We start from the raw sequence: 20,048 nt of genomic DNA, 5'->3' as shown, positions 1-20,048 counted from the left end.
GATGGATTAAGTGCTTGCTTTCACCTGAGGGAATCTAAACGCGATCGCAGCAATCGCAAAAATGGCCAGAATCCAGCAATAGTACACACCACCAATCAGTTCAACCGGCGAGATTTTTGCAATGGAACAGGCCAGTAGTAACTGTGCGCCATAAGGAATTAAACCCTGTACCACGCAAGAGAAAATATCCATCAGTGCCGCAGAACGCTTGGGATCCACCCCGTATTCTTTGGCGACTTCACGCGCCATATCACCAGATAGAATAATCGCCACGGTATTATTGGCCACAAAGATATTCGAAAACACCACCAGAAAACTAATCCCGATTTCGCCGGCACGTTGCTTCCCAACTTTAAATAGACGGGTCAAGCTATAAATGCGCTCGATCAGCCAGCGTAAACCGCCTTCTCGTTGCATGATCGCCGAGAGGCCACCCAGGAACATCGACAATAACGCCACTTCAAACATGCCGACAAAGCCATCATAAATTGAAGTATTCAGTTTGAGCAGATCAAATTCAGCTGTGGCAAACAGGCCAAACAAGCCGGAAAGTAGTACGCCAATGGTCAGTACAGCCAGAACGTGTAAACGGCTAAAGGCTAAAATAAATACGGCGATATAAGGTAAAACCAGAAGCCAGTTAAAATCCTTGTATTCCACTGCATTGCTACTACTGGTACTCAACACGTAAATCAAAATAGTGACGATTGAGGCTGGAACCGCAATCCAGACATTGACCCTGAACTTGTCACGCAGTTGTACGCGTTGGCTGGTGGTCGCCGCAATGGTGGTGTCTGAGATCATGGACAGGTTATCACCAAACATGGCACCACCGACCACTGCACCAATCGCATAAATCACATCAATATCGGTAACCTGGGTGAAACCAAAAGCGATTGGCGCACAGGCCGCAATGGTGCCCATGGAGGTACCCATCGCCGTGGCAATAAAGGCCGAGATCACAAATAACATCGGCAGAATAAATGTGGGTGGAATCACTGACAAGCCCATCTGCACGGTGGCGTCGACGCTGCCAATGGCGCTACTGACGCTGGCAAAGGCGCCGGCCAGCATAAACACCATAAACATCAGAATTAAGTTCGGATGACTGGCACCTCTAAGGAATTCCTCAATGCCCTGGTTGAGTTTGCCGCGATACACTAATGCAGCCAAGATAATCGCAGGCAGGGCAGCTACAGGCGCTTTCACCTGATAGAACGCGAACTCGGTTCCGATCAGGGAATGATAGATCCCGCTACCCAAAAATATGGTTAAAAATACAATAAGCGGCAGCAGTGCAATGGCGCGTGCCTGCACTGTAGCCTCAGAATCAGTCTGCATAGGAGATAAAAAAGTAAGAGAATAGGACTAGTATAAAGCAGGTTTTGCTATTTCAGAAAACTTTAAATGAATGCGCTAACATCTACATTTTTATTAATTTTTATATGATAAAAATAAGTTTATCTAAATATTCAAGATTTTAGGTAATAGCAAAATTAGGCATCTTTGATCATTGTGAAAAAAATCAAAATAATCGTAAATAGACCCTTCCGAATTGTTTTGAAATCTTCGCACAGGAAATGAAGTACTCGAGGTCGGTATCGCAGACTGTTCATTGGACAAAAAATAGCGTTACAATGCGATGTCTTGTATTTCTACATAGTCAATGCCTCAAGTTTGAAACACGTTAAGGAAAATACCACCCTATGTCACGTTTAGCCACACGATTTGGACAACTTAAATCTCAACAGCGTAAAGCTTTAGTTTCTTATGTCATGGCGGGTGATCCGCATCCAGAAGTCACAGTGCCTTTGCTGCATGAGATGGTGGAGGCGGGTGTCGACGTGATTGAGCTGGGACTTCCTTTCTCGGATCCGATGGCCGATGGGCCGGTGATTGCGCTAGCTGCTGAACGTGCTCTGGCTGGTGGAACCAATACCCTGGATGCACTGCACATGGTGAAAGAGTTTCGCTTGAAAGACCGCGAAACACCAGTGGTGCTGATGGGTTATCTGAATCCGGTTGAAGTAATTGGCTATGAAAAGTTTGTGGCTTATGCCTATGAATGTGGAGTAGACGGTGTGTTGCTGGTGGACTTGCCACCAGAAGAAGCACAAAGTCTGGGTGAAGTACTGGAAAAATATGACATGGATCAGATTTTCCTGCTGGCACCAACTTCAACCGATGCACGTATTCAACATGTAGCAAAACAGGCCAGCGGCTTTATTTACTATGTGTCACTGAAAGGCGTGACCGGTGCAGCAACTTTAGATGTTTCTGAAGCCGCTGCACGCATTCAAAAGATTAAAGCTGTGACTGATGTTCCTGTAGGCGTAGGTTTCGGTATCAGTGATGCTGCATCTGCGAAAGCGATGGGTGTTGCTGCCGATGCAGTTATTGTGGGTAGTGCGTTTGTAAAGCAGTTTGCAACGCTCGCACCAGAACAAGCCGTTATTGCGACGGTGAATAAAGTCAAGGAGCTTCGAGCAGCGCTCGATGAGTTAGTATGAGTCAACAACTGAAATCAGGCAAAATTCTGAGCCCATCGACCCCATGGACGGAGCGTACTGTTCCAGGCATTCATGTACCCGATGAGCAAACGATCTACAAAGCGACATTTACCGAGCCTACGGTCGAGTGTCCTGAATGTCATGCTTTGGTGACCCGTACCGCGATGTCATTTAATGCCTATGTTTGTCCGCAGTGTGATGAGCATTTACGCATGAAAGCCCGTGATCGCCTGAACTGGTTCTTTGACCAGGTACAGACTGAACTGGGTCAGGAGTTTAAGGCTAAAGATCCATTAAAGTTTGTCGATAGCAAAGCTTATCCAGAGCGTATGGCAGAAGCACAAAAGAAAACCGGCGAAACCGAAGCGTTGGTCGTGATTCAGGGTCTGCTCAAAGACGTCCCAATGATTGCCTGTGCATTTGAATTCGATTTCATGGGCGGTTCTATGGGCACAGTGGTCGGTGACCGTTTTGTTCAGGCGGCAGAGCGTGCGATTGAAGCCCGTCAGCCCTTGATCTGCTTTGCTGCTTCAGGCGGTGCACGTATGCAGGAAGGCATGTTATCCTTGATGCAAATGGCACGTACTTCGGCTGCTATCCAGCGTTTAAAAGAAGCAGGCCTGCCTTATGTGGTGGTATTGACGCATCCGGTATACGGTGGTGTCACTGCATCATTGGCGATGCTGGGTGATGTACATCTGGCTGAACCGAAGGCGATGATTGGCTTTGCCGGTAAACGAGTGATCGAACAAACTGTCCGTGAAAAACTGGAAGAACCGTTCCAGCGCGCGGAATATTTGCTTGATCATGGGGTAATCGATCAGATTGTTCACCGTCACGCATTACGTGATACAGTTTACCGTATTGTTACGAAATTGATGAACCTGCATTGAACACAGCACCGCTAGCAACAGATTCTTTAAGTACATGGCTCGATTATTGGAGCCATGTTCACGTTACGGGTATTGATTTAGGTCTGGAACGGGTTATTCCGGTGGCTGAAAAGCTCGGTGTGACACGTCCGGCGGCCAAAGTGCTGACGGTGGCAGGAACCAATGGTAAGGGTTCGACCACCACCACGCTGGCCGCGATCCTGAATGCGCAAGGCTTCAAGGTCGGGCTATATCAATCCCCCCACGTGTACCGTTTCAATGAGCGTGTTAAATTGCGCGGCATTGAAGTGGAAGATCAGTTGCTGATTGATGCTTTTGTTCAGGTCGATCAGGCTCGTCGCGAATGCGGTTTGAGCCTGTCTTTCTTTGAAGCCACCACACTGGCTGCTTTTGTGATTTTTAAAGATCAAGGCTGTGATGTCTGGGTACTGGAAGTGGGTTTAGGCGGCCGTCTGGATGTGGTCAATGTGGTCAATCCAGATGTGGCGGTAATTACCAATATTGGTCTGGATCATACCGACTGGCTTGGTGACACCATTGAGAAAATTGCTTTTGAAAAGGCCGGAATTATTCGCCCGGATATTCCCGTGGTATTTGGTGGACAGCAACAGATCCCGCAAGCCATTCTAAATAAAGCCCAAGAATGTAAAGCACCCTTGTATGCAATCAACCGGGATTATTTTTATGAAGCCTTTGAAGATGGCCAAAGCTGGGCTTTTGCTTCATCAGGTACGACCTTAAAACTCCCTACAGGTTCACTGGCATTAGATAATATTTCTACCGCCGTGGCCGCCATTCTGCTGAGCGAATTAAACGTCAGCCAGCAGGCAATTGCACAAGGCATTCAAACGGCAAAATTGCCGGGACGTTTTGAAATCCGTCAAATCCAGAATAAAACCGTGATTTTTGATGCAGGACATAACCCGCATGGGGTCGAATTTCTACTGAAACAATTACGAGATTATTTAAATTACAATCAAAAATATAATGAAGTCATTTGTGTATTTTCAATGCTGGCAGATAAAGATATAAATTCTGTCGTCAAGTTATTGAAAGACACGGTGCAATTGTGGAAAATTGCACCATTATCCGTTCCACGTGCGGCAGACGTCACAGTTTTGGCTGATGCTTTAAACGGTGAGGCGGTAGAACAATTTGACAATGTAAAATTAGCTTTTAAATCAGCACTGGATCAAACAGATAATAATCAGCTGATTTTGGTATGTGGATCATTTCATACCTTAGAAGCGGTATGGGAGTATTTGGAAGAATGTCAATGAATAACAAACAGCGCTGGATGGGCGGTGTTGTTTTACTCGGTGGTGGTGTTTTATTGGCAGCATTACTCCTGAAAGGCCAGGATGAAATCAATCAGGACCGTCAGCAAAATCCGGCACAGGCTGCGGAAGTTGAAAATAAAGAGACAGGCAATCATTCGCTCGGTTCTTTGACGGTCGATGTGGAAACAGAAAAGCGTTTACTTGAACAGCAACGTCGTGACCGGGAAAAATCGGTTGCAGAACAGGAGGCGCGTGCGGCCGAATTTTTAGCGATGCAACAGCAGGCTGAAGCAGATGCTGCGCGTAAAGCAGCTGAAGAATATGCTGCCCTGAATGCACACCGCCTGGGACAGCAAAGTTCCGATAATATTCCACCAGAACTGGTGGAAGATGAACAGGCCAAGCAGAAACGTCTGGCTGAAGAAAAAGTGGTGCAAGAAAAAAAGTTAGCCCAGCAGCAGCTGGTACAACAAAAAGCCAATAGTTCTACTGACGCAGCCAAGAAAGAAGCAGAGCGTAAAGCTGCTGAAAGTAAAGCCGCTGAAGAAAAACGCAAGTTAGAGCAACAGCAAAAAGCCGAAGCAGAACGTAAGGCGGCTGAAGCAAAACGTAAAACCGAGGAAGAGCGTAAAGCGGCTGAAAAGAAAGAAGCTGAACGTAAAGCTGCCGAGGAAAAACGTAAAGCTGACGAAAAACGTAAAGCTGAAGAAGCCAAGAAAAAGGCTACAGCCGAAGAAGCCAAGAAGAAAGCAGAAGCTGAGCAGGCGCGTAAGTTACTGGAAGGTGAAGAGGACAAGCAATGGATGGTACAGGTGGCACTGGCAGCGAATGAAGCCAATGCGGATGCTGTAGCAGCCAAACTGCGTGCCAAAGGTTATAAGGTCACCAAAAGCTCAACGTCTAAAGGTGTACGCATCATGGTGGGGCCGTCCAAAGACCGTGAGACTGCAGATGCACTTCGTAAGAAAATTGCGTCTGATGCCAGCCTGAATATGAAATCAGCTTGGGTGAATGACTGGGTGCCGCTGGATAAGCGTTAATTCTTTGTATTAATCAAAGTTTCTGTAGATGGATTCTTGAGTTGCTCGCGAATCCATTTTACATTTTCAGGCGTGAATAACTTTTCGATATTGCTCCAAATGGCATGAAAGCCATAACCGCCATGTTTCATTTCCTGTAGCGCCTGCTCAATCGGCCAATGTTCAAAAATAATTCGGTACATGGCGACACTTGCACCAGTGCGGTCTGAACCGTGATAACAATGCAGGAGCACCTTTTGGTGATTTTGTTGTGCTTGCTGAATCAGTAGCATAATTTTCAATAAATCTTCCCGATCAATTGCCCAGGTATGTATGGGTACATGATGTAGCTGAAAGTTTTCATTGCTCAAAACAAAGCTGTCTTGATCCCGTGAACGTAAATTAATAACTACATCGATTTGATGCTTTTTTAATAAAGGAATGAGTTCAGTTGAAGGCTGCTCACTACGATAGACAAAATTGCTGATTTGATGAAAATTATGATTCTGATGAATGGGCTGTCCCCAATGCTGAGGACGTTGAGGTTCAGGCAGGGCCGGCGTGGTCATACAACCTGTCAGGAGGCAGCTCATCAGGATTGGAAATATGCAGATTTTCATACAGAGCATAGATGTTGTTTTTGTTATTTCAAGTTTAAAGTGGATATGGAATTTTGAATATAAAAAAGCCTATCCGAAGACAGGCTGTATCAACAAATCGAATCCGTGGCACGTCAATGTCGTATTCGATAAAACATAAAATCTGGAAAAATAGAGTTTCTCTTATTCTTTACTACGAGCTCCATCTTATCCTGTGCTACGCGCTTCGCTTGTCTTGCGCAAAATTAAAAAGGAGTCCTTTTAATTTGTTGCTCGAAGCATAGCTTCTCACCTTCTTGCGGAATATATTCCTCAGGGCAGAGCAGTGCTCTGCTTATCCTTGCTCAGGATGGGGCGTTAAGCGCAGGTAAGGCGTGACCGCTGTATAACCTTTTGGAAAACGTTGCTTGATTTCTTCCTCATCTTTCAGTGAAGGGATAATCACAACATCATCACCATGCTGCCAGTTCGCAGGCGTTGCTACTTTATGGCTATCGGTGAGTTGCAGGGAGTCCACCACACGCAAGATTTCATGGAAATTACGGCCGGTCGATGCAGGATAAGTAATAATCAAACGGACTTTTTTATTGGGATCAATGACCACTAAAGAACGAACCGTTAGAGTTTCACTGGCATTTGGATGAATAAAGTCATATAGCTCGGAAACTTTACGATCCTGATCGGCAATGATCGGGAAATTCACCGTGGCGTTCTGGGTTTCATTAATATCTTTAATCCAGCCATGATGTGACTCCACATTATCGACCGACAAGGCAATCGCTTTAACACCACGTTTTGCAAACTCATCTTTAAGTTTTGCGGTATAGCCAAGTTCAGTCGTACATACCGGTGTATAGTCGGCAGGGTGTGAAAATAAAATGCCCCAGCTATCACCCAGAAAGTCATAAAAATTAATCAGGCCTTCACTGGATTGCTGTTCAAAATTCGGTGCGGTATCGCCTAAACGTAAACTCATCTTTTTAGCCTCAATTGGTCTTTTAATGTCGAGATACGATTTAATATGAACCAATTTTTTTATGATTAAAAATAGTGTTTTTTGCTTTCTTTATGAGTAAATTGCATAAGTGAGATATCCATCTATCCAGAAGCGCAAAAATCAGTCACTTAATTGACTATGTTGCACAGGGAAAATTTGCTACATTACTTTGCCTTAGATCTTAGGGCTAGAACTAAGGATCAGATTTTTTTAGCGGTTTTACAGCAAAACCCTTGTAGTTCAAATTTCTAGCACCATAATAACGACTAAGAACATATTCATTTGACAAGCAAGATTTAGAGAGTCTATTCATGTTGGCAAGTCTGATCGGAGGAATCTTCGGTACCAAAAATGAGCGCGAACTCAAACGCATGCGTAAAATCGTAGACAAGATTAATGTGCTCGAGCCGACGATATCTACCCTTAACGATGCAGACTTATCTGCAAAAACTGAAGAATTCAAACAACGATATAATAAGGGTGAAACCCTCGATAAATTACTGCCTGAAGCATTTGCAGTCTGTCGTGAAGCCGCGAAGCGGGTGATGGGCATGCGTCATTATGACGTGCAGCTGATCGGTGGTATTACCTTGCACGAAGGCAAAATCGCAGAAATGCGTACCGGTGAAGGTAAAACCCTGATGGGTACTTTGGCCTGTTATCTGAATGCCATCAGTGGTCAGGGCGTGCATGTCATTACCGTGAACGATTACCTGGCGCAACGTGATGCCGAGTTGAACCGTCCATTATTCGAATTTTTAGGTCTAAGCATCGGCATTATTTATTCCATGCAAAATCCGATGGAAAAAGCTGAAGCTTATCGTGCCGATATTACTTACGGTACCAATAACGAATTTGGCTTTGACTACCTGCGTGACAACATGGTGTTCTCGCTAGCAGAGAAAAAGCAGCGTGGTTTGACCTATGCGATTATCGATGAGGTCGATTCGATCCTGATTGATGAAGCACGTACCCCGTTGATTATTTCCGGTCAAAGTGAAGATTCTTCACAGCTTTATGCAGCCATCAATAATATTCCACCAAAATTACAGGCACAGAAAGAAGAGAAAGTGCCGGATGGCGGTCACTTCTGGATTGATGAAAAACAGCGTTCAGTTGAAATTACTGAAGTAGGTTTTGAAACCATTGAAAGTGAACTGATTGAAATGGGCTTGTTGGCAGAAGGCGAGAGCTTGTATTCAGCGTCGAACCTGAACCTGTTGCATCATGTCACTGCAGCGATCCGTGCGCATTATCTCTATCAACGCAATGTGCAATACATCATCAATGACGGTGAAGTGATTATTGTCGATGAAAATACCGGTCGTACCATGCCGGGACGTCGTTGGTCTGAAGGTTTGCATCAAGCCGTAGAAGCCAAAGAGGGTCTGGAAATCCAGCCGGAAAACCAGACTCTAGCGACTACAACCTTCCAGAACTATTTCCGTCTGTATAAAAAACTGTCCGGTATGACCGGTACTGCTGATACTGAAGCAGCGGAAATGAAGGAAATTTATGGTCTGGACGTGGTGCTGATTCCGACTCACCGTCCAATGATTCGTCAAGACCATAACGATTTAATTTACTTAAATCGTGAAGGAAAATATAACGCGATTATTCAAGAAATTCAGCGTGTGCATGAAGCGGGTGTTGCGCCAATTCTGATCGGTACAGCAACCATTGAAGCCTCTGAGATTCTGTCGGATAAGCTAAAAGCGGCAGGTATCACGCATGAAGTATTGAATGCCAAACAGCATGAACGTGAAGCGGATATTATCGCGCAAGCCGGTGCGCCGCGTGCAGTGACCATTGCTACTAACATGGCGGGTCGTGGTACCGACATTTTGTTGGGTGGTAACTGGAAAGCCTTGCTGGCCAAAATTGAAAACCCGACAGCTGAAGATGAAGCGCGTCTGAAAGCAGAATGGGATGTTAGTCACCAATCTGTTCTAGATTCGGGCGGTTTGCATATTATCGGTTCTGAACGTCATGAATCACGCCGTATCGATAACCAGCTGCGTGGTCGTTCTGGTCGTCAGGGTGACCCGGGTGTATCACGCTTCTATCTGTCACTTGAAGATGACTTGATGCGTATTTTCGCCGGAGATCGCGTGGTTGGCATGATGCGTGCCATGGGCTTGCAGGAAGATGAAGCAATTGAGCACAAAATGGTGTCTCGCTCGATTGAAAATGCGCAGCGTAAAGTGGAAGCACGTAACTTCGATATTCGTAAGAACTTGCTGAAATACGATGACGTGAATAACGAACAGCGTAAGATTATTTATAGTCAGCGTGATGACATTCTGGCAGAAAATTCACTGCAGGATTATATTGAAGAAATGATCCGTGAAGTGATGCAGGGTGTGATCGCCAACTATATTCCACCTGAATCGATTCATGACCAGTGGGATATTGAAGGCCTGGAACTGGCGCTGCGTGAAGATCTTTCGATGGATCTTCCTATTGGACAATGGCTGGAACAGGACCGTCGTCTGGATGAAGAAGCCTTGGTGGTCCGCATTACCGACGAAGTGCTGAACCGCTACCGTTCACGTCGTGAACAAATGGGCGAGGAATCTGCAGCATCGCTTGAACGCCACTTTATGCTGAATTCTCTGGACCGTCATTGGAAAGAGCATCTGGCGGCTATGGATTACTTGCGTCAAGGTATTCATTTACGTGGTTATGCGCAGAAGAATCCAGAGCAGGAATATAAAAAAGAAGCTTATAACCTGTTTGTAAACATGCTCGGTACGATCAAGTCAGATGTCGTGACAGATCTGTCGCGCATCCACGTACCGACACCTGAAGAGCTGGCGGAAATGGAAGCACAGCAGCAGGCACAGGCTGAGGCAATGCGTTTGCAGTTATCTCATGAAGAGTTTGACGGTTTGCTGGCAGGCGAACATGAAAACACTACTGAACAAAATGCTCAGGCAAATTCGGTGGCGCCAGTCTTTGAAGCACCGGCAAGTCGTAATGCGCCTTGTCCATGTGGTTCAGGCCTGAAATATAAACAATGTCATGGCAAGATCTAAACGCTATTAAAAATCAGAGCCCCATGGCTCTGATTTTTTTATGTATGAAGATTTTTCAGAAATTGAATACTGTTTGCAGTCTTAGGAATTAAATGCTATTTAATGGCTCATTCAACACCTCAAAGTGGAATAACCTGAATGAAAAAAGTATTAAAAACGCTCATAATTGCCGCTTTGGCAACGCCTGCCTTAAGTTTTGCACAAACTGCAGCGACCACAACAATTGATAAAGTTCAGCAAGCGGTGGGTACGACTACTGCTCAAGTACAACGTACCGATGCACAAGTGACTGTGGCAAGCCCACGTACCGGCATCCGTTATACCTTTGCCAATCAGAATCGTCCGATTGTGTTGCAGACCGCTGCGATTGCAGCTGCTAATGCGGCAAATGCAGACCGTATTGTTGCTACTAATCCTGCACTTTCTAGTGCAAGTCAACAACAAGCGAAACAGGCTTTACTAAGCGAATCTGGACAACTTGCACAAAATTAAAAATATCTTAATTTTAAAAACGTAGAAACCAGTCTTGATGACTGGTTTTTTATTGTGAAAACCCATAACAAATCTCAGGCTGGCTCAGGCTTTGGCTCGATTTTTTGTTGCAGATCAACTAAGCTGTATTTTTCTAAAACTTCAATATTGGACTTTAAAATGGCAGTTGGTGACGTATCTATGCCACAGATGCATGTGGTGAAAGGGGTTAAAATTGGTTCGGCTGAAGCCTATGTGCGCTATCAGAACCGACGTGACCTGGTGATATTTGAACTGGCTGCAGGCTCCAATGTTGCTGGGGTGTTTACCCAGAATGCCTTTTGTGCAGCACCTGTGCATGTATCCAAAGCACATTTGCAAGCGGGAAATCCACGTTACCTGGTAATCAATACCGGCAATGCCAATGCAGGAACAGGTCCTATAGGCATGGCAAATGCAGAAGCCACCTGTGCCAAGTTAGCTGAACTTGCAGGCGTACAGGCTGCTGAAGTGTTGCCATTCTCGACTGGTGTGATTGGTGAGCAGCTTCCAATGGAGCGTTTGCTTACAGGTTTACAGCCTGCGCTGGATTCATTGCGTGATGATGCCTGGGGCGATGCAGCGACTGGAATCATGACCACAGATACCACTCCGAAAGGAGCGTCAGAACAGTTCGAGCTGGATGGTGTGACTTATACCATGACCGGTATTTCCAAAGGTGCAGGCATGATTCGCCCGAATATGGCGACCATGCTGGGCTATGTTGCGACGGATGCACCGATCAGCCGTGAACTGGTTCAACAGTTATTAACTGAAACAGTCAATGTATCGTTTAACCGTATTACAATTGATGGCGATACCTCAACTAATGACTCGTGTATTTTTATTGCCACAGGTCAGGCCGGTGGTGCTGAAATCACTTCGACTGAAGATCCACGTTATGCAGTGGTGCTAGACGTATTGACACGTACCATGAAACGCCTTGCGCAACTGATTGTACGTGATGGTGAAGGTGCGACTAAATTCATTACCGTGACTGTAGAAGGTGGTGGCAATACTCAAGAGTGCTGCGATATTGCCTATAGCATTGCGCATTCACCGCTGGTCAAAACCGCAATCTTTGCTTCTGATCCAAACTGGGGGCGTATTCTGGCAGCGATTGGTTATGCCGGTGTACCGAATTTAGACGTTGCAAAAATTCAGGTTTGGTTAGATGATGTACAAATCTGTAAAGATGGTGGTGCGGCAGCAGACTATACTGAAGCAGCCGGTGCACGTGTGATGGCCCAGGCTGAAATGACGATTCGTGTTGATCTTGGACGAGGTCAGGCAAAAGATACGGTTTATACCTGTGACCTGTCGTATGACTACGTAAAAATCAATGCAGATTATCGCTCATAATTCAGATCGTTTCTAAAGCCTCCGTTGTGGGGCTTTTTTTATATCTTGTAGTTTTTAATGACTGGTCAAAAATAGCACTTCGCCAGAGCTGACCGGGATGTAGGGTGAAAGGTTCATTGAATAGTGAACCATGAGGGTAGAGTAAGAGTTGTTATGAATGATGCGACCAAATTAATAGCCAATGAAGCTAAATCGATTGTGCAGGCGCATTTAGATCGTTTAGGTGTTCCACAAGAACATCAAATGAGCCAGCAGGAAAAATTGGACAAATTTGCACAGATCAAGGCAGAGCTGGAAAAACAGGATGCTGTTTTGGTGGCGCATTATTATTGTGATCCTGAAGTGCAAGAACTGGCTGAACTGACGGGGGGCTGTGTTTCCGATTCACTGGAAATGGCGCGTTTTGGTCGCGATCATCCAGCTTCAACGCTTGTGGTAGCTGGTGTGAAATTTATGGGCGAAACCTCTAAAATTCTTTCACCCAATAAAACCGTGCTGATGCCAACTTTGGAAGCGACCTGTTCACTGGACTTAGGTTGTCCTGTCGATGAGTTTACCGCTTTTTGCGATGCGCACCCGGATCATACCGTAGTGGTTTATGCCAACACGTCAGCGGCCGTGAAAGCCCGAGCCGATTGGGTCGTCACTTCAAGTTGTGCAGTGGAAATTATCGAACATCTGGACAGTCTGGGCGAAAAAATCATCTGGGCACCAGATCAGCATCTGGGTCGTTATATCCAGAAAAAAACCGGTGCAGAGATGTTGCTCTGGGATGGCGCCTGTATCGTGCATGAAGAATTCCGTTCACGCGGTATTGCCAATATGAAAGCGCTCTATCCAGATGCGGCAGTTCTGGTACATCCCGAATCACCGATGTCTGTGGTCGAGATTGCCGATGCGGTGGGTAGTACCTCACAATTAATTAAAGCAGCACAAACTTTGCCAAATCAGCGTTTAATCGTAGCTACTGATCGCGGTATTTTTTATAAAATGCAGCAGGCAGTGCCGGATAAAATTCTGATTGAAGCACCAACCGCAGGAGAGGGGGCAACTTGTCGTTCTTGTGCGCATTGTCCTTGGATGGCCATGAACGAGCTGGATGGTATCTTGCATGTGTTACAGCATAAAGATCAGGAAGTGCATGTCGATCCGGTACTTGCTGAACGAGCTAAACTGCCTCTAGATCGCATGCTGAACTTTAGTGCCGGACTAAAACGTTAAAATTTGTATAAAAAATGTCTGAAGCGATTGATAAATAAACGCTTGAAGCGTTTTTTCGGTTTTTTTTAAATATAGGTGTTGACGTCTCCGGGCGTCGCGCCTAGAATGCACACCGTACCGAACGATGTTCGATACGAAAGCTGAGATGAATCGGAGCATAGCACAGCCTGGTAGTGCACCTGGTTTGGGACCAGGGGGTCGTAGGTTCGAATCCTACTGCTCCGACCAATTCTTCAAGGCAAATGATGTTTGCATCAGTAACGCGCTTGTAGCTCAGTTGGATAGAGCATCCGCCTTCTAAGCGGATGGTCACAGGTTCGAATCCTGTCAGGCGCGCCATTTGGTCGCTTGATGTTAAGAATCAAAATGATGGTGGATGTAGCTCAGTTGGTAGAGCCCTGGATTGTGATTCCAGTTGTCGCGGGTTCGAATCCCGTCATTCACCCCAACTTTTAAAGTTGAAATCGGAGCATAGCACAGCCTGGTAGTGCACCTGGTTTGGGACCAGGGGGTCGTAGGTTCGAATCCTACTGCTCCGACCATCTCCTTCAAGATGGTCGAGATAAAAGATACCGCGTTAAGCGGTTTTTTTATGCCTGAAATCCAATGTGAATAAAAAATATACAATTGTTATCGGTGGCTATCATGATGAATGCTCGAATCCCTATTAAATTATTTTTCATCTAATAAAACTGTGCATTGAAGATTGCTTTCTTCTCGCATTGCTTCACTCTTAATTTTAATCATTCAACAATTTAACCAGAGTTTATCTATAGAGTGATTATCTTGTTGAATGGAATTTTAATGGATGGATGAGGATTATATTTTTAAAATGGGTAAGGGATTCCATAGTAAATCTATTTTATTAACTCATCTGTTGTGTTTGATCTGAAATAAAGACAATAAAAAATTTTTAGATAGATATAGCAATTAAATTAACTAGAAATACCCATTGATAAGTAAATAAACTACTTTAAAACATCAATAATTGAATAAATTTTGAGTGAAAAATAGAAAAACCTGTATTTTTTGTAGAATAAATAAACAGTCGTGATGATTTTTCTGAATTATTTAAAAATAGGGGTTGTATTAGGTCGGGAATGCTGTAGAATGCACATCCATCGGCGGTGATGAAGATTAAAACTTCTGATAAAACAGTGACTTAGTTGAGATTGATTGAGTTGGGTTTTATTTGATAATTTTGAAAAATAGTTTTCATTACTGGTTGACTTTCTAGAGATAGAGAGTAATATAGCCGACCTAGCTTGCTGGTGACGAATTAGCAAGAAGATCATTAAGAGATTATGAAGAACAACTTGTGTGGATTTTTACTGGTTGATTGATCGAAATTATTTTCATTGATTGATGGTAGAAATTACTCGAAGTTTATTTGAGAAATATTTGTCAGAAAATTGATGAGCCAAGATTGGTGCCCTTTAAGGCACTACATAGTATTAAACTGAAGAGTTTGATCATGGCTCAGATTGAACGCTGGCGGCAGGCTTAACACATGCAAGTCGAGCGGGGAAAGGTAGCTTGCTACCTGACCTAGCGGCGGACGGGTGAGTAATGCTTAGGAATCTGCCTATTAGTGGGGGACAACATCTCGAAAGGGATGCTAATACCGCATACGTCCTACGGGAGAAAGCAGGGGACCTTCGGGCCTTGCGCTAATAGATGAGCCTAAGTCGGATTAGCTAGTTGGTGGGGTAAAGGCCTACCAAGGCGACGATCTGTAGCGGGTCTGAGAGGATGATCCGCCACACTGGGACTGAGACACGGCCCAGACTCCTACGGGAGGCAGCAGTGGGGAATATTGGACAATGGGGGGAACCCTGATCCAGCCATGCCGCGTGTGTGAAGAAGGCCTTTTGGTTGTAAAGCACTTTAAGCGAGGAGGAGGCTACCGAGATTAATACTCTTGGATAGTGGACGTTACTCGCAGAATAAGCACCGGCTAACTCTGTGCCAGCAGCCGCGGTAATACAGAGGGTGCAAGCGTTAATCGGATTTACTGGGCGTAAAGCGCGCGTAGGTGGCCAATTAAGTCAAATGTGAAATCCCCGAGCTTAACTTGGGAATTGCATTCGATACTGGTTGGCTAGAGTATGGGAGAGGATGGTAGAATTCCAGGTGTAGCGGTGAAATGCGTAGAGATCTGGAGGAATACCGATGGCGAAGGCAGCCATCTGGCCTAATACTGACACTGAGGTGCGAAAGCATGGGGAGCAAACAGGATTAGATACCCTGGTAGTCCATGCCGTAAACGATGTCTACTAGCCGTTGGGGCCTTTGAGGCTTTAGTGGCGCAGCTAACGCGATAAGTAGACCGCCTGGGGAGTACGGTCGCAAGACTAAAACTCAAATGAATTGACGGGGGCCCGCACAAGCGGTGGAGCATGTGGTTTAATTCGATGCAACGCGAAGAACCTTACCTGGTCTTGACATAGTAAGAACTTTCCAGAGATGGATTGGTGCCTTCGGGAACTTACATACAGGTGCTGCATGGCTGTCGTCAGCTCGTGTCGTGAGATGTTGGGTTAAGTCCCGCAACGAGCGCAACCCTTTTCCTTATTTGCCAGCGGGTTAAGCCGGGAACTTTAAGGATACTGCCAGTGACAAACTGGAGGAAGGCGGGGACGACGTCAAGTCATCATGGCCCTTACGACCAGGGCTACACACGTGCTACAATGGTCGGTACAAAGGGTTGCTACCACGCGAGTGGATGCTAATCTCAAAAAGCCGATCGTAGTCCGGATTGGAGTCTGCAACTCGACTCCATGAAGTCGGAATCGCTAGTAATCGCGGATCAGAATGCCGCGGTGAATACGTTCCCGGGCCTTGTACACACCGCCCGTCACACCATGGGAGTTTGTTGCACCAGAAGTAGGTAGTCTAACCGCAAGGAGGACGCTTACCACGGTGTGGCAGATGACTGGGGTGAAGTCGTAACAAGGTAGCCGTAGGGGAACCTGCGGCTGGATCACCTCCTTAACGAAAGATTGACGATTGGTAAGAATTCACAACAAGTTGTTCTTCATACGATGTATCTGAGGGTCTGTAGCTCAGTTGGTTAGAGCACACGCTTGATAAGCGTGGGGTCACAAGTTCAAGTCTTGTCAGACCCACCAAATCTGACTAACAAAGCATGTAAGTGCTGAAGCAAACAGAACAGAACGATACATTGACTTATTGATAAGCTGGGGACTTAGCTTAGTTGGTAGAGCGCCTGCTTTGCACGCAGGAGGTCAGGAGTTCGACTCTCCTAGTCTCCACCATACATTCCTACGGAATGTATAAAGACAAAAGCTAATAAATAGACAATCAGTTGATTGTTAGTTTAGTCCTTAAGCGATCAAGTGATGAGATCCTAGAGATTAACAAGTACAAGCGTTATGATACGCGGACTTGATAATCTCTGTGATTTATCACAGTTTCCTGACCTGACGAAGGCTGGAAAAATCATTAACAGAATATATTTGAGTTGAAATAATTTGTTCAAACTCGTTTTTAAGATCAACACTAACAGTGATTTATTACTGTGATGTGAAGATTAAGGAAATGAGTTCTAGCGAAATTAACTGAATCAAGCGTTTTGGTATATGAATCTAATTGAAGCTGTACTGTAGTTAAATCTACGAAACGCCAACTGTATGAGAGTGTTGAAAGACACGATCTGTTGCTTATCCCACTTGTAAGGATAAACGACTGTTTGGGGTTGTATAGTCAAGTAATTAAGTGCATGTGGTGGATGCCTTGGCAGTCAGAGGCGATGAAAGACGTGATAGCCTGCGAAAAGCTCCGGGGAGGCGGCAAATATCCTGTGATCCGGAGATGTCTGAATGGGGAAACCCACTTACCATAAGGTAGGTATTGCAACATGAATACATAGTGTTGCAAGGCGAACGAGGGGAAGTGAAACATCTCAGTACCCTTAGGAAAAGAAATCAATTGAGATTCCCTCAGTAGCGGCGAGCGAAAGGGGAAGAGCCCATTAAGTCATATAAGTTCTAGTGGAACGCTCTGGGAAGTGCGACCGTAGACGGTGATAGTCCTGTACACGAAAGGGCTTATATGATGATGTCGAGTAGGGCGAGGCACGTGAAACCTTGTCTGAATATGGGGGGACCATCCTCCAAGGCTAAATACTCCTGACTGACCGATAGTGAACCAGTACCGTGAGGGAAAGGCGAAAAGAACCCCTGTGAGGGGAGTGAAATAGATCCTGAAACCGCATGCATACAAGCAGTGGGAGCCGGCTTAGTCCGGTGACTGCGTACCTTTTGTATAATGGGTCAGCGACTTATATTCAGTAGCGAGGTTAACCGCATAGGGGAGCCGTAGGGAAACCGAGTCTTAATAGGGCGTTTAGTTGCTGGGTATAGACCCGAAACCAGGTGATCTATCCATGAGCAGGTTGAAGGTTGGGTAACACTAACTGGAGGACCGAACCCACTGTCGTTGAAAAGCCAGGGGATGACTTGTGGATAGGGGTGAAAGGCTAATCAAACTTGGTGATAGCTGGTTCTCCCCGAAAGCTATTTAGGTAGCGCCTCGGACGAATACCATTGGGGGTAGAGCACTGTTTCGGCTAGGGGGTCATCCCGACTTACCAAACCGATGCAAACTCCGAATACCAATGAGTACTATCCGGGAGACAGACTGCGGGTGCTAACGTCCGTAGTCAAGAGGAAAACAATCCAGACCGCCAGCTAAGGCCCCAAAATTATAGTTAAGTGGGAAACGATGTGGGAAGGCATAGACAGCTAGGAGGTTGGCTTAGAAGCAGCCACCCTTTAAAGAAAGCGTAATAGCTCACTAGTCGAGTCGGCCTGCGCGGAAGATGTAACGGGGCTAAAACTATATGCCGAAGCTGCGGATGCATAATTTATTATGCGTGGTAGGGGAGCGTTCTGTAAGCCGATGAAGGTGGATTGAGAAGTCTGCTGGAGGTATCAGAAGTGCGAATGCTGACGTGAGTAACGACAATGCGAGTGAAAAACTCGCACGCTGAAAGACCAAGGGTTCCAGTCCAACGTTAATCGGGGCTGGGTGAGTCGACCCCTAAGGCGAGGCCGAGAGGCGTAGTCGATGGGAAATTGGTTAATATTCCAATACTTCTGTGTAATGCGATGAGAGGACGGAGAAGGTTAAGTCAGCCTGGCGTTGGTTGTCCAGGTGGAAGGTTGTAGGCATGTATCTTAGGCAAATCCGGGGTACTCTATGCTGAGAACTGATAGCAAGCTGTACTTGTACAGTGAAGTGGCTGATACCATGCTTCCAGGAAAAGTCTCTAAGCTTCAGTTACACAGGAATCGTACCCGAAACCGACACAGGTGGTCAGGTCGAGTAGACCAAAGCGCTTGAGAGAACTCTGCTGAAGGAACTAGGCAAAATGGTACCGTAACTTCGGGAGAAGGTACGCTGTTGTCTGTGATAGGACTTGCTCCTTGAGCGGCCGACAGCCTCAGAAACCAGGCCCCTGCAACTGTTTATTAAAAACATAGCACTCTGCAAACACGAAAGTGGACGTATAGGGTGTGATGCCTGCCCGGTGCTGGAAGGTTAATTGATGGGGTTAGCGTAAGCGAAGCTCTTGATCGAAGCCCCAGTAAACGGCGGCCGTAACTATAACGGTCCTAAGGTAGCGAAATTCCTTGTCGGGTAAGTTCCGACCTGCACGAATGGCATAATGATGGGGGCGCTGTCTCCAGCAGAGACTCAGTGAAATCGAATTCGCCGTGAAGATGCGGTGTACCCGCGGCTAGACGGAAAGACCCCGTGAACCTTTACTGCAGCTTGACATTGAACTTTGATCTTACTTGTGTAGGATAGGTGGGAGGCTTTGAAACCGAGACGCTAGTTTCGGTGGAGCCGTCCTTGAAATACCACCCTGGTAATATTGAGGTTCTAACTCTGTCCCGTTATCCGGGACGAGGACCATGTCTGGTGGGTAGTTTGACTGGGGCGGTCTCCTCCTAAAGAGTAACGGAGGAGTACGAAGGTGCGCTCAGCGTGGTCGGAAATCACGCGTAGAGTATAAAGGCAAAAGCGCGCTTAACTGCGAGACCCACAAGTCGAGCAGGTACGAAAGTAGGTCTTAGTGATCCGGTGGTTCTGTATGGAAGGGCCATCGCTCAACGGATAAAAGGTACTCTGGGGATAACAGGCTGATACCGCCCAAGAGTTCATATCGACGGCGGTGTTTGGCACCTCGATGTCGGCTCATCTCATCCTGGGGCTGAAGCAGGTCCCAAGGGTATGGCTGTTCGCCATTTAAAGAGGTACGCGAGCTGGGTTTAGAACGTCGTGAGACAGTTCGGTCCCTATCTACCGTGGGCGTTGGAAATTTGAGAGGATCTGCTCCTAGTACGAGAGGACCAGAGTGGACGAACCTCTGGTGTACCGGTTGTCACGCCAGTGGCATCGCCGGGTAGCTATGTTCGGAAGGGATAACCGCTGAAAGCATCTAAGCGGGAAGCCTACCTCAAGATAAGATTTCCCCGAGACTTTATGTCTCCTAAAGAGCCGTTGAAGACTACGACGTTGATAGGTTGGATGTGGAAGCATAGTGATATGTGAAGCTGACCAATACTAATTGCTCGTGAGGCTTGACTAT

Annotated in this window: 11 protein-coding genes, 6 tRNA genes and 2 rRNA genes; 16 read left to right on the top strand and 3 right to left on the bottom strand. The window is 46.0% G+C overall.

Going from position 1 to position 20,048, the window contains the following annotated elements:
• Positions 1-6 precede the first annotated feature (6 nt).
• Entirely contained in the window at positions 7-1,341 is a 1,335-nt protein-coding gene (locus tag I6L24_RS01025; protein ID WP_004645172.1) for a Na+/H+ antiporter NhaC family protein, read from the bottom strand.
• Positions 1,342-1,706: 365 nt separating this feature from the next.
• Between I6L24_RS01025 and trpA the strand changes: the two genes are divergently transcribed.
• From trpA to I6L24_RS01005, 4 genes are read left to right on the top strand one after another with little or no spacing between them, the layout of a single operon-like run.
• Positions 1,707-2,510, top strand: a complete 804-nt coding sequence (gene trpA, locus I6L24_RS01020; RefSeq protein ID WP_191112608.1) for a tryptophan synthase subunit alpha — start codon at positions 1,707-1,709, stop codon at positions 2,508-2,510.
• On the top strand, positions 2,507-3,403 hold the full coding sequence (gene accD, locus I6L24_RS01015) for an acetyl-CoA carboxylase, carboxyltransferase subunit beta (RefSeq protein WP_216986286.1): 897 nt from the start codon (positions 2,507-2,509) through the stop codon (positions 3,401-3,403). The genes trpA and accD overlap by 4 nt, the downstream gene beginning before the upstream one ends.
• Complete coding sequence (gene folC / locus I6L24_RS01010; protein WP_216986285.1) at positions 3,400-4,683, top strand: bifunctional tetrahydrofolate synthase/dihydrofolate synthase; 1,284 nt, start codon at positions 3,400-3,402, stop codon at positions 4,681-4,683. Before accD ends, folC begins: the two co-directional genes overlap by 4 nt.
• Positions 4,680-5,723 (top strand): SPOR domain-containing protein, encoded by a 1,044-nt coding sequence (locus I6L24_RS01005; protein ID WP_216986284.1) that lies wholly within the window; start codon positions 4,680-4,682, stop codon positions 5,721-5,723. The genes folC and I6L24_RS01005 overlap by 4 nt, the downstream gene beginning before the upstream one ends.
• Here I6L24_RS01005 and I6L24_RS01000 read toward each other — a convergent pair.
• Positions 5,720-6,322, bottom strand: a complete 603-nt coding sequence (locus I6L24_RS01000; protein ID WP_213686888.1) for a dual specificity protein phosphatase family protein — start codon at positions 6,320-6,322, stop codon at positions 5,720-5,722. The genes I6L24_RS01005 and I6L24_RS01000 overlap by 4 nt on opposite strands.
• 313 nt (positions 6,323-6,635) lie before the next feature.
• Entirely contained in the window at positions 6,636-7,277 is a 642-nt protein-coding gene (locus I6L24_RS00995) for a peroxiredoxin (RefSeq protein ID WP_216986283.1), read from the bottom strand.
• Positions 7,278-7,609: 332 nt separating this feature from the next.
• Between I6L24_RS00995 and secA the strand changes: the two genes are divergently transcribed.
• From secA to I6L24_RS00935, 12 genes are all read left to right on the top strand, one after another.
• Positions 7,610-10,336, top strand: coding sequence for a preprotein translocase subunit SecA (secA, locus tag I6L24_RS00990; protein ID WP_216986282.1), 2,727 nt, complete (start codon positions 7,610-7,612; stop codon positions 10,334-10,336).
• Between the two features lie 138 nt (positions 10,337-10,474).
• Positions 10,475-10,828 carry a hypothetical protein gene (locus I6L24_RS00985; RefSeq protein WP_005106111.1) on the top strand — a complete coding sequence of 118 codons (354 nt, stop codon included), beginning with the start codon at positions 10,475-10,477 and terminating at the stop codon, positions 10,826-10,828.
• A 159-nt stretch (positions 10,829-10,987) separates the two neighbouring features.
• Positions 10,988-12,208: a bifunctional glutamate N-acetyltransferase/amino-acid acetyltransferase ArgJ gene (argJ, locus tag I6L24_RS00980; RefSeq protein WP_005248020.1), complete on the top strand. Its 1,221-nt coding sequence runs from the start codon at positions 10,988-10,990 to the stop codon at positions 12,206-12,208.
• 153 nt (positions 12,209-12,361) lie between these two features.
• Entirely contained in the window at positions 12,362-13,429 is a 1,068-nt protein-coding gene (gene nadA, locus I6L24_RS00975; RefSeq protein ID WP_044108476.1) for a quinolinate synthase NadA, read from the top strand.
• Positions 13,430-13,580: 151 nt separating this feature from the next.
• A tRNA-Pro gene (locus tag I6L24_RS00970) sits at positions 13,581-13,657 on the top strand.
• Between the two features lie 34 nt (positions 13,658-13,691).
• Positions 13,692-13,768 (top strand) — tRNA-Arg (locus tag I6L24_RS00965).
• A 33-nt stretch (positions 13,769-13,801) separates the two neighbouring features.
• Positions 13,802-13,877: transfer RNA gene (locus I6L24_RS00960), tRNA-His, on the top strand.
• 17 nt (positions 13,878-13,894) lie between these two features.
• Positions 13,895-13,971: transfer RNA gene (locus I6L24_RS00955), tRNA-Pro, on the top strand.
• Between the two features lie 914 nt (positions 13,972-14,885).
• A 16S ribosomal RNA gene (locus tag I6L24_RS00950) occupies positions 14,886-16,423 on the top strand.
• Positions 16,424-16,483: 60 nt separating this feature from the next.
• A tRNA-Ile gene (locus I6L24_RS00945) sits at positions 16,484-16,560 on the top strand.
• A gap of 71 nt (positions 16,561-16,631) precedes the next feature.
• A tRNA-Ala gene (locus tag I6L24_RS00940) sits at positions 16,632-16,707 on the top strand.
• 446 nt (positions 16,708-17,153) lie between these two features.
• A 23S ribosomal RNA gene (locus I6L24_RS00935) occupies positions 17,154-20,048 on the top strand.
• The 16S and 23S rRNA genes sit together here with 2 tRNA genes alongside, the layout of an rRNA operon.

Source organism: Acinetobacter lwoffii, from assembly GCF_019048525.1.
In the GTDB taxonomy this organism is placed as follows: Bacteria; Pseudomonadota; Gammaproteobacteria; order Pseudomonadales; family Moraxellaceae; genus Acinetobacter; species Acinetobacter lwoffii_K.
Note: the sequence above shows the minus strand (reverse complement) of the source record. Positions and strands in the feature narration are given on the sequence as shown.